This is a genomic window from Streptomyces sp. NPDC000878 (genome assembly GCF_053599695.1).
In genome coordinates, this window is sequence record NZ_JBSFMT010000181.1 from 1 (window position 1) to 2,205 (window position 2,205).

2 protein-coding genes are annotated in these 2,205 nt (G+C 72.8%); both read left to right on the plus strand.

Annotation, left to right across the window (positions count from 1 at the left end; translation table 11 throughout):
• Window positions 1-168 precede the first annotated feature (168 nt).
• Window positions 169-1,029, plus strand: a complete 861-nt coding sequence (locus ACWDR4_RS50030; protein WP_450418849.1) for a hypothetical protein — start codon at window positions 169-171, stop codon at window positions 1,027-1,029.
• A 293-nt stretch (window positions 1,030-1,322) separates the two neighbouring features.
• On the plus strand, window positions 1,323-1,958 hold the full coding sequence (locus ACWDR4_RS50035; protein ID WP_450418851.1) for a hypothetical protein: 636 nt from the start codon (window positions 1,323-1,325) through the stop codon (window positions 1,956-1,958).
• The last annotated feature ends 247 nt before the right edge of the window (window positions 1,959-2,205 follow it).

Genomic DNA, 2,205 nt, shown 5'->3' on the forward strand with positions numbered 1-2,205 from the left:
GACCCCGCCGGCCTCCCCGACGCCGTACCCGCCCCGGCGAGCGGGTCCGGCCCATCCGCCCAGGTCGTCACTGGCCAGCGATCCGCCGCCCCGCCGCCCCACACATTGCGCGGGGCGGCGGACCCGCCCACCGCCCCATGTTCCTTCCGACCGACGGGAGTTCTGACCGTGACCGCCGACATCCTCACCATCGACACACCGTCCGGCACGGTGCGCGCCACCGCCCAGCCGCGGGGCAAAGACGCCGTCGTGTACGCCCTGGCGGGCGCGCTGCGCGGCTGCGTGCACGTGGCCGGCACCCATCATCCGCGCCACTGGGACCAGTTCACCGCGCTGCGCGTGAGCCTCGGATCCGTCAACGCCATGGACGCAACCGCGCCAGCCGAGTCCCTGCCGCGCAGGCGCGGCAGCGCGACCGGCTACACCGGTGGCCTGGTGCGGTGGACAGACGCCGATTACCCATACCAGCACGCCGCGATGATCCCCATGGAGTCAGCGGCCGGGAACGCCCCTTCCCCCACAACGGGCGAGGCCCTCGCCCTGGTCATGCGGGCCTGCGCCGAGGACGTCGCTCACCGGCCCGACCTTCACCGCCTGCTGGAGGCCTCCCGCGAGCGTGAGACCCCCGGCCTGCTGCGCTTCCTCGACTGGTCGATGCGTAGGGGCGAGGCTGAGGCGGCATGCTTCGAGCGCAAGGCCCAAGCCTACCGCCGCGACGCCCTCACCACCGTCTCCAGCTGGTGGACGGCCGCCCGGTGGCTCACCGCCCGGCCGCACCCGGTCCTGGCGTTGGTGCTGATGGACTACCGAGGGTCACTCGCGCGCCGCGCCGACTACCTGCCCGCATACGCCGAGTACGCCGAGCGCGCGGCCCGCGAGGAGCGTGATCGCGTCGGTCGCCTCCGCACGGAGATCTCGTCCCTGCGCGCCCAGCAGCGGCCGCGCAGGCGAACCAGCCGCCCCGCCGCCCGGCAACACCCGGCTGTCGATCCCCCGTTGGCCGCGCACAGCAGGAACTCCCCGGCATGAGCAGCTCGCTGCGGCCGTGGCGCCCCGAGGACTTCGACGACACGTGCGAGACCTGCGGCGCGCCGCCTGGCCAGTTCTGCCGTCCATGGTGCACGGCTGGTTACACCGCCGCCGACGCGCGTCGCGAGGCCGAGAGGGCACGGAGGCATCGGTGACCTGCACCCCTCCCGCTGAACAACCCGCCGCCGCTGTCCGGGGAATACCCGACCCACGCCATTTGTTAATCTAGTATCGAACTCTCCTGGAGTGACGTCCGGGCAGGCGCCGAAACCGCACGAAGGGAAGTCCCAGGCATGGGCTACGACATGTACCTCGCACGCTCCCCAGAGGGCGAGGACGCAGCGTACGAAGCGGCCAGCAGGTCGTTCGACGCGGCCGTGGAGCACCGCGACGGTCTCGACCTCCCGTACGGCCACCCGGAGTACCAGGCCGTCCAGGTGAAGGTCACCAGCGCCTACGACGCGATGGAGGCGGTCCGTACCACGCACTTCTACCTGACGACCTGGGCGATGAGCGAGTGCCGGGCACTCATGGACCACTTCGGCATGCTGACTGCCGCGCAGCCACCGGACCGCCCCGCGCCCGAGGCGTACGGGACCACCGCCGAGGAGGCCGTTCTCGCCCCGACGGGGGACGCGGCTACGGCGCAGGTCCAGCGGTACCGCAAGGCTCTTGAGGAGCGGCTGTCCGAGGCACTGCCGCAGCCCGAGGGCATCGCGGCCCACAAGCTCGGCGGCGACGAGGGCTGGACCGTCACCCCCGGAGAGATCCATGCGGCTCTCGCGGCGTACGAGACCAGCAGGGCCACGAATCCCGCGCTCCTTTCGGAGGTCATCGAAGACGCCGACTGGTGGCCCGAGTGGATCGACTACCTCAAGCATGCCGCCGGGCACGGCGGGTTCCGCACGTACGGGCCCCCGGTGACCTGACGCAGCCCGCGCCGGTCACCGCGACACGGCGCGGGCCACAGACCGGCCGGGCCCGTTCCCTTCGTCTGGGGCCCGGCCGCCACGGCCCGGCCCGCGGTCGAGCCTCGTGCGGTCACCCCTCGGACCGCACCCGCGCTCCCGCGTGCCGGGCCGCCCCGTTATGTTTTCCGCGGCTCCGCAACGGGGCCGCTGGCCTCCGGGCCCGGCATGACTGTTGCCCCCTGTCGAAGGCATGACCTGGGGGGTG

What these genes read in the sequence shown, in the direction of transcription:
- ACWDR4_RS50035 (WP_450418851.1), top strand. Translation starts at nt 1,323, where the DNA reads ATGGGCTACGACATGTACCTCGCACGCTCCCCAGAGGGCGAGGACGCA.